Genomic DNA, 9,188 nt, shown 5'->3' on the forward strand with positions numbered 1-9,188 from the left:
ATTAATACAACATATTGATTGCCTTAACTATGCTGTAAATCAATGCGCTGAAAGTCTCTTGTCCAAACAGCAGCTAAACCGGATGCTTACTGCGTGATTTCGATCAAAATCTCATTGCGCCTGAGCATTGGCAGCGTTAAAGGCCCGTTATATCCGGCGGCAACAGGTTCGCTAACTGCAGTAAGGCCATTGGCGGTAATCCATTGCTGCAATTGCTGACTGTAACGCTGCACATTGCGCTGTGATAAGGTGCCACTGAAGCGAATAGCAGCTACTGTATAGTCGCGCACCTCCTCAACCAGCAGATCTGGGTTGGTCGGCTTGGGTGTGCTGTCGAGAGTAAAGTGCTTTGGCATAACAAAGGCCATCCGCGGCTCACTATTGGCCCCCGACATAAATACCGGGGCGGTCATGGCGATTTTCGTACCCTCGTTTGCCGGCTCTCCTGCCATCAACACCGGTGCAGTCATCGCAATATTGTTGCTGCCGGCATTATCACCTGAGATGTAACGGAATAATTTTCGAAAAGCGTTATTTCTGCCATCACCGGCCATACTGGTCGACACCAGCACCATAGGCTCGTAACGGCGAACTTCGATGCCCTGGCTGCTATCGGCCTTAAGCACCTGATAAGGCGCAATCTCTACCTCACTGCGACCGACCACTGAACAGGCGGCTAAACACAACGCCACAACCAGGCTAACAATAATTTTCACCGCATCATCCTTCTTCACGACATTACGCTGTTATACGTTGTCGCGGCGCTTTGGATTGGTTGGCTGCCGCGCGAACAGCAATTACAGAACGCACTGCTCCAACCTGTAAAAAAGTCGGCCTCTCATCCTAATGCCGTATTGTGTTCAGCTATCATTCAGTAATACTATTCAGCGGAATAGCAACAGCTCGCGGAGTTTGCATGGCACTCTTCTCTCGTCGCAATAATGTGCCACTGGTCCTGGCAGGACTGGTATGGTCGCTTTTTACGCCGGCCTCCCAGGCACAGGGCGCGGCTTTTCAAAGCTGGACCGATGTGGTCCGTACCAAGGCCTTTGATGATAGCCAGGGCGTTTACGACAATATGATGAATGTACGGCGCTGGATCCTGACCCGCTCTGGCTACTGTACCGAGCAAAAGCGTCATGTGTTGTTTGATATGCGCGGTAACTTTCTGAAATACGTCGAAGATGCCGATAATTCGTTGCAAACGCAGCAGCGGTTAAATCAAAGCCGTCAGCAACTGGCGCAGCAAGGCCTGGTACCGGCCTATGTTGCCGGCAACAGCAACACCGTCGGTTACCCCTTTGCCATTCGCTGTCATCAACCCTATGTTGATTTACCGCTCGCGATAGCCCGCTATCTGGGTGAACATCCGGATGGACGCCTGTCTGGCAATTGGCAGGGTATTTCGGTCGGCACGCCAAAGAAGCAGGCGTCGCTGCATGAGGTGTTACAAACCGTCTACAACCGCCGGGTGCAGCAAAAGAAGATTACTCTGCCACCCAACCTGTTACCGGATCTGGCGGGGATGCTGATTATCGAAAGCGGCGGTGTGCGTGAAGCCAAATCCAAAGCCAATGCCCGGGGTATTTTACAGCTTACCCCAACCGCCCTAAAAGATTGTGGCGTACCGGCAAATAAGCATTTACACCGCATTGCTCAGGTGGATTGCGCACTCTGGCTGTTTGAACGTAACCATCGCATGCTACAGCCGGTGTTTGTGGCAAAATTTGGGCATTTGCCGGAAGACAAGCAGGAGCAAATTTATCGCCTGCTGCTGATCCAGGCTTATCATGGTGGGCCAGGTCGGGTACGCTCGTTACTGGTCGACGAAGAACTCAGCCGGCCAGCCAGTTATTTTGCTGCCAATCACCAACAATTCAGCGCCGGTGACATTGCCTTTGGCATGGTGTTTCACAACTTAGGCCGCAACCGGCTGGGTTTTGCATCGCTTTACTACACAGCAGATATTCGTATTGCGCAGCAGCTTTTACAATCGAAGAAGAGCCCAGGGCTGTTCCCGGCGCTGCAACAAACGCTTACATCCTTACCCTAGCAGACTTTTAGCGCACAGTATGGTGCGGGTATAACCATACTGTGCAGCCTCTGATTTAGTCTTTGTTCTGCCGCAGGCCAAGCCAGTCTTCACGCTCTAACTCTGGTTGCTCACGCCGGAACTGCTGATACAGCGCTACACCTTTGCTATCTTCAAGCACCTTGACCGTAACACCGTGATTGCTTAGCGTTTGCTCATTGCCACCAGCACTGCTGACATCGCCGACCACTACCCGGTTAAAACCACGGTTAATCAATAGCGCCGTACAGATATTGCAAGGGCTGAGTGAGGTAAAAAGTGTGGTTTGGCTAAAATCGAGCCGCCCGGCATCGCGGATCGCGGCCGTTTCGCCATGATTATAAGGATGGCTTTCCTGCACCAGCGTATTATGGCCCTTGCCGACAATGCGACGGCTGGCGTTATCGATAATTACTGCCCCAATCGGGCAGCCACCTTCGATATAACTTTTCTCGGCCAGTAGCACTGCGATGCGCATAAAATCGGCATCAGATAACCGGCACCAGAACTCGTCGGCTACAAGCAACCCTAAGCTGCGGGTCGGCAGATGGGCCAGCGTACGCAATACCGCATCATTTAGCGGGGTGCTGGCAGAAAACAGTTTTATTTCAACCTGGGGCTCAGTCATCAGCAAACTCCGAAGGTAAAGGTTGTGGTTTATCGCCATCGCTTGCGGCAATAAAATCAATCTCAAGCTCAGCTTTTTCGACAAAATACTGTGGTAGCTCTGCCTTGATCGCGGGTGCCAGATTTTTAAAATCGGCTACCTGTTTTACCAGATTACCACGACCGCTAACCAGTTGGTTTTCAGCCGCCAAATAGGCCGCGCCAGCGCTGTCGAGCCCACGTTTAATTTTTTCAAAGTTCCCCAAAAAGCTGTTCAGCTTTTTAAATACCGCTTCCGCTTTGTCGGCCAGAGCCGCAGTGTGCTTGTTTTGATCTTCATAGCGCCACAGCTGACGCACAATATTCAGGCTGGTCAGCAAGGTAGTGGGTGTCGCCACCAGAATATTATTTTCGATGGCTTGCTGAAACAGGCTTTCATCCGCCTTCAGGGCTTCAACAAAAGCCGATTCAATCGGGATAAACATAAACACCATATCCGGCGAGTTTAAACCCGGCAAACGGAAGTAGTCTTTCGCCGACAACTCTTTGATCCGGCTAGCCACCGCCTGCACATGCTCTTTTAAGGCTTGTTGCCGCTCAAGCTCCTGTTCGGCGTTAACATAACGGGTATAGGCGTTGAGTGACACCTTAGCATCTATCACCAAATGCTTGTTTTGTGGCAGGTATACTATCGCATCGGGGCGGAATTTGCCGTCGTCGGTACTAAAACTGACCTCTCGCTGATAGTCCTTACCCGGCTGCAAACCGGAGCGATCCAGCACATTCTCCAGTACCAGTTCCCCCCAGTTGCCCTGCAACTTCTTCTGGCCCCGCAGTGCAGTAGATAACTCATGCGCTTCTTTGGTGATATGCTGGTTCAGTTCTTTTAACGATGCCAACTCTTTTTTCAGCTCACCCTGTGCCGTGGTTTCCCGGTGATGGATATCCTGCACTTCTTTTTTAAAAGCTTCAATTGATTGCTGGAACGGACTTAACATCGCATTTAAGCTTAGCTTGCTGGTCTCCTGCAGACTTTGTGCTTTTGCGTCCAGGATCTCGTTAGATAAGGCTTTAAACTGCTCCACCAGGCTTTGTTTTTGCTTTTCGAAGTTAACCAGTTCCCGCTGATGGCTCGCTTCCCGCTCATCGAGCTCGGTTTTCAGCTGTGTATAACGGTTTGAGAGATGATGATATTCCTGTTGCAGCTGCTCGCGGGCGCTACGCATCTGCTCCAATTCTGAACTGCGCAGCACCAACTGCTTAGCGCTTTCTTCAAGCTGTGCGCTAAGACGCTGGTTCTGTTGCTGTTGTTCATGCGTAAAACCAGTTTGTTGCTCCAACTTCTGCAATAACTGTTTAACCTCAAGTTGCGCTTGCACCAGTTCTTGCTGAACACGTTGGTTAGTGGTTTCGCTAAAATGTAACTTCTCAGTATTTTTCGTATCGGCCAGTTGCAGCTGCTGTAGTTGCATCTGCGTTGTTTGATGGCTCAGTTGTAGCTGTTCAAGTTGCTGCTGACTCGTCTGACTTATTTGCTGCTGAGTTGCTAATTCGGTGGCAAGCTGCCCCAGTTTTTGCCGCAGCTTAACGCTGGCCAATAAGTAACCGAGCGTAGCGGCCAGTAAAGCCAGCACACTAAGCAGCAAGTAGCCGAAATTTGATAAATCAATCACGCTTTGAATGTCCTTTACAATAAAATAGCTGTCAATGCCATGATAACTGGCTTCGCAAAATTCTCCATACTTTCTAAATAATTAACATGCCAAACCAACTCAAGATGATGTCATAAAAAGTTGGTCGCAATTATCTTACTGGCAAACGGTAAAAAATTGAGCTTCTGGTAACACCCTGCTATAACTTCTACCACTATATAAGTTTGGAGGGAACCACCATGGTAAGACAACTCAAAATTGGACTTCGCGCAACACTGGCTTTTGCATTACTGGGGCTTATTACCTTAATTCTCGGCATTATCGCCATTAGTCAATTTCATCAGACAGGTCAAGTGGTTGGAACCCTGGTTGAGCGCAGAGTTCCTGCAGCTATCACCGTTGGCGAGCTAAGGCGCGACTTTTTACTTACCCGCCTGCATACCCTCAATGCAATCTACGCTCCCAACCCACAAGCCAGACAACAAGCCCTTACACAGTTAACTGAGTTAGAGCAAAGCTTTAATGCTAGTTATGAAAAGATGCGGCGCTTGGTCGAGTCCGCAGAGGGTCGGCAAATGCTCGAGGCCGTGATGACCGGCAAGAGAAATTATGATGTACAGCACGCGCGGCTGATGGAGTTTGTCCGCGCTGGTGATTTTGCTCGCGCAGACAGTTTTCGGCATGAGGGCTTCACTGAGCTGGGGTTTCAGGTCACGGATGCTCTCAATCAACTTGGGCGCTATCAACAAACACGGGCGGAGGCTGCTGGCACGGATGTGTATAGCATTATCAACCAGGCCAATACCATGATGATCACAGCGATCGTTATTGCGGTTGGTTTAGTCGCCCTCTTTGCGTTCGTGTTTAGTCGCAGTTTATTACAACCGATCAATCAGGCTCTGAGTGCTACCGAAACAATCGCTAAAGGCGATCTGACACAACACTTTGATGACCAGAGCCGCGATGAAATGGCGGCGATGATCCGCGCGTTAGTACAGATGCAACAACAGCTGAAGCACACTATTGTTGCCATTAATGATTCATCGAATCAGCTATCAACAACAGCAGAAGAACTCAGCGTTGTTACTGAGCAATCAACCCGGGTACTCCACCAACAAAGTGATGAACTAGAGCAAGCCGCTACTGCAGTTACCGAACTTACCACTGCTGTTGAAGAAGTAGCCCGTAACGCTGCCGCAACATCACAGAACTCAGAGCTTGCTGAGGAACAGGCGAAATCTGGCCGGGACAAGGTCAAACATACCATCGCGACTGTTGCCGAACTTGAGCATGAAATTACCAATACCCACCAGGGTGTACAAACTCTGGCTGAGCGGGTAACCAGCATCAGCAGAGTCCTTGATGTCATTCGTGCTATCGCAGAACAAACTAACCTATTAGCTTTGAACGCGGCTATAGAGGCCGCCAGAGCAGGTGATTCAGGCCGGGGGTTTGCCGTTGTCGCCGACGAGGTACGGGCATTGGCGCATCGAACACAGGAGTCGACGAAAGAAATTGAAAGTATGATACATGCCATTCAGGCGGAAACCAGTAATACCGTTAAAGCCATCAGCGTTAGTGCCGAAAAAGCCGATCGCACCCGGCAAATTGCACACGAAGCCGGCGCAGCCCTGGAACAAATTGCTGCTTCGGTACTGCAGATCAATGAACAAAACCTCACCATCGCCAGTGCTGCAGAACAACAAGCTACTGTAGCGCGGGAAGTTGACAAGAACCTGGTGAATATCCGAGATCTTTCATTGCAAACATCATCCGGCGCTAATCAAACCAGTGCCTCGAGCAATGAGCTGGCAAAGCTGGCGGAACAACTGCATATACTGGTACAGAAGTTTCGTATTTAATCGCCCGTCGGCGGCAACTCTTGTTGCAGCCAACGCGAATAACCTAAGACCCAATAACTAAAACCACATCTACGAAGAATAAACTATATGAAGCATAAAATTCGTTTAATTTTAAAATGCTGCCTGCCTTTACTTATCTGCCACCCCTTGCATGTCGCCGCCGAAGCAAGCTTTAGTCAGGGGCGCTATATTAATAGCGCTGCAGATTTTGCGGTGCTACCGCAGCGGGAGCGTATTGCTCCGGAAAACGCGATGCTTACAGAGCGGTTAGAGCAACTCTTGCCACAGCTGATGGCAGAACAAAACCTGGATATGTGGTTGGTACTTAATCGCGAAAAGGCCGAAGATCCGGTGTATTTTACGCTGGTGCCCCAACCCAGCTTTGCCGCCAGGCGCACCACTATGCTGGTTTTTAATCGCTTGGCTGATGGTACTATCGAAAAACTGACGGTAAACCGCTACCCGTTGGGCGCGCCCTACACTGCGGCCTGGCAAGGCGGCAGCCTCGATGAGCAGTGGCAGGCGTTGGCTGATTTAATTGTCAGCAAAGATCCAAAAACAATTGGTATTAACGTCTCAAAAGAGTGGCCGGTGGCGGATGGTTTAACCTCGGCCCTGCATAGCCGCTTAAAAGAAGTTTTACCACAGGCTTACCAAAGTCGCCTGGTGCCTGCGGAAAATCTGGTGGTGCGTTGGTTAGAACAACGTACTGCTACTGAATTGGCTGTCTATCCGCATATTATCGGCATTGCCCGTGGCGTCATTGCCGAGGGCTTTAGTAGCCGGGTCATTACGCCTGGTGTAACCACCACTGAAGATGTCGCCTGGTATCTGCGTGAGCGTTTTAGTGAGTTGCAATTACCAATTTGGTTTATGCCTTATGTCAGCTTACAGCGCCCTGGCACACCTTGTGATAAAGATACGGCATTTTGCGGCGAGTCCGGCGTTATTCAACGTGGTGATATTCTGCATACTGACGTTGGGATCTGTTATCTAAAGCTGTGTAGCGACACCCAGGAAATGGCCTATGTGCTTAAAGCCGATGAGGAGGATGCCCCTGCAGGATTAAAAGCCGCGCTGGCAACCGGCAACCGCTGGCAGGATATCCTGAAAAAGGAGTTTATAACGGGGCGTACCGGCAATCAGATTTTAAAAGCCACCCAGCAAAAAGCTCAGGCAGCCGGCATTCTCAGCAGTACTTACTCACACCCACTGGGATTTTTCGGCCATGCTCCGGGGCCCACCATCGGAATGTGGGATAATCAGGGGCCAACGCCAGTACAAGGCGACTGGAAGCTCTATGCCAATACTGCCTATGCGATAGAGGGTAACATCAAGCAAGCTATTCCAGAATGGCGAAACCAATTGGCACATATCAAGCTGGAGCAAAGCGCCTACTTTGACGGTAAAACGGTGATTTATCTGGCAGGCCGTCAGACTAAATGGCATTTGGTACGCTAAATCCCGGCAACAAAAGCGCAGGCTAGACACCTGCGCTCACTATCTCCCTTTGCTGCGCTCAAACCAGGTGAGGAAGTAATATAGCCTGCAAATTAACGCGCGCTTTTAACCGGGCAGCCAGCAGATAAAGACCGCCAATTTTTCGGTGCAAAAAGATTGCGTCTGCTGGCGGCGTATGCCAATAGTTCTGCTTCATACTGAGGGCCATACCGGCCTCGCGTAGCCGGTTGGCTAAATCAGAGGCTCCGAAATCGAAAGCATGCGGCTGTTTTAACGGCTCACAGGCCAAAGCAACTAACTCTAGTACCGCGACTTTCTGGGATTCGACGATATGCTGACTGAAAAAACCAATCTGTTGTAAGGCGGTTTCAATGTTGGCTTTATCATTTTTAAGCGCTGCGCCAAACAAGGTGCGATAACCGTCACTAAAATCCGCAGAATATTCGCGACAAGCGCCAAAATCCAGCAGGACTAACTGTTGCCGACGACCGTCGTACAGATAGTTGGCAAAATTGGGATCGGTCTGCACCAGGCGGAATTCAAACAATTCCCGAAATAATAGCTGAAACAGTAAGGTCATTACCCTATCACGTTCAGCTTGACTTGCCTGCGCCAGGCTTTCAATATGCGCACCTTCCACATAACTCATCACCAGAATATTGGCTGTACTCAACTCCGGAAAAACAGTGGGCACCTGATAATCAGGGCTGGTAGCAAGAAGTTGACCGTAGCGGCTTAAATAGCGCGCTTCCAATAAATAATCCGCTTCATGCTTTAACTGTTGTTTAGCTTCTTCAAGTAAGCTTTGGTAGTCTACACCCTTTGGTAATAAGCCGCTTAACCGCAGTAGCGTTGCCACGTTATCAACATCACTATCAATACTTTGCCTGACGCCAGGGTACTGGATCTTAACTGCCAAACGTTTACCGTTGTCATGATAAGCCTGGTGCACCTGACCTATTGAGGCGGCAGCCATAGGCACAAAGGTAAAATCAGCAAAATGCCGTTGCCAGTTATCCCCCCACTCCTGCTGCAGTACCTGGGCCAACTGCTTAGCTGGCATTGGGTTGGCACTGGCGCGTAGCCTTGCCAGAATGTCGGTCAACGCTGGTGGTAGTAGATCGCCGGCATCCATCGACAATAGCTGGCCTACTTTCATCGCGGCACCACGCAGATGTGCCAGTTGCTCGGCGACACGTTTAACATTGCCAGGAGTTAACAACAAATCCTGTTTCGCTGGCAGATGGCCTTTGACAAGCTGGCGCGCACCTTCGGCTAACATTCCACCTGCGACCCTGCCCGCTAACGAAGCCAGGCTACCAAAACGTGAAAGTCGGTGTGCAGGGACCTTTGAGCTGTTTTGTGTCATAACACTTCCTAAGATTCATTAGCTCAGGTATACGGCGCAAAAAGAGCAGTGGTTGTCACTTAAAGCTGTATTTTGTTGAACAGTGCTTAGACTTATCTGGTCGTAAGTGCGGCGGTTGATGTCGTTGCTACGGCTCGCTGTGATAAGTCTTTGGTTGCGTTTGGCTT

General features: G+C 50.1%; 7 protein-coding genes. 3 read left to right on the plus strand and 4 right to left on the minus strand.

What is annotated here, in order from left to right; genetic code table 11:
- Positions 1 to 86 precede the first annotated feature (86 nt).
- On the minus strand, positions 87 to 716 hold the full coding sequence (locus tag AEST_RS09125; protein WP_008608619.1) for an SOUL family heme-binding protein: 630 nt from the start codon (positions 714 to 716) through the stop codon (positions 87 to 89).
- A gap of 200 nt (positions 717 to 916) precedes the next feature.
- On the opposite strand from AEST_RS09125, the gene AEST_RS09130 reads away from it, so the two are divergent.
- Entirely contained in the window at positions 917 to 2,053 is a 1,137-nt protein-coding gene (locus AEST_RS09130; protein WP_008608620.1) for a transglycosylase SLT domain-containing protein, read from the plus strand.
- 55 nt (positions 2,054 to 2,108) lie between these two features.
- Here AEST_RS09130 and AEST_RS09135 read toward each other — a convergent pair whose 3' ends face one another.
- Both AEST_RS09135 and AEST_RS09140 read right to left on the minus strand, forming a co-directional pair.
- Positions 2,109 to 2,699, minus strand: a complete 591-nt coding sequence (locus AEST_RS09135; protein WP_008608621.1) for a nucleoside deaminase — start codon at positions 2,697 to 2,699, stop codon at positions 2,109 to 2,111.
- The gene (locus AEST_RS09140; RefSeq protein ID WP_008608622.1) at positions 2,692 to 4,350 is read right to left on the minus strand and encodes a DNA recombination protein RmuC; all 1,659 of its coding nucleotides are present in this window, start codon (positions 4,348 to 4,350) and stop codon (positions 2,692 to 2,694) included. Before AEST_RS09140 ends, AEST_RS09135 begins: the two co-directional genes overlap by 8 nt.
- A 218-nt stretch (positions 4,351 to 4,568) precedes the next feature.
- Between AEST_RS09140 and AEST_RS09145 the strand changes: the two genes are divergently transcribed.
- On the plus strand, positions 4,569 to 6,191 hold the full coding sequence (locus tag AEST_RS09145; RefSeq protein WP_008608623.1) for a methyl-accepting chemotaxis protein: 1,623 nt from the start codon (positions 4,569 to 4,571) through the stop codon (positions 6,189 to 6,191).
- 87 nt (positions 6,192 to 6,278) lie between these two features.
- Positions 6,279 to 7,652: a M24 family metallopeptidase gene (locus tag AEST_RS09150; protein WP_008608624.1), complete on the plus strand. Its 1,374-nt coding sequence runs from the start codon at positions 6,279 to 6,281 to the stop codon at positions 7,650 to 7,652.
- 58 nt (positions 7,653 to 7,710) lie between these two features.
- On the opposite strand, the gene AEST_RS09155 is transcribed toward AEST_RS09150, so the two are convergent.
- Positions 7,711 to 9,021, minus strand: coding sequence for an ABC1 kinase family protein (locus AEST_RS09155; protein ID WP_039925325.1), 1,311 nt, complete (start codon positions 9,019 to 9,021; stop codon positions 7,711 to 7,713).
- Positions 9,022 to 9,188 lie beyond the last annotated feature (167 nt).

It is taken from the genome of Alishewanella aestuarii B11 (assembly GCF_000280055.1).
In the GTDB taxonomy this organism is placed as follows: Bacteria; Pseudomonadota; Gammaproteobacteria; order Enterobacterales; family Alteromonadaceae; genus Alishewanella; species Alishewanella aestuarii.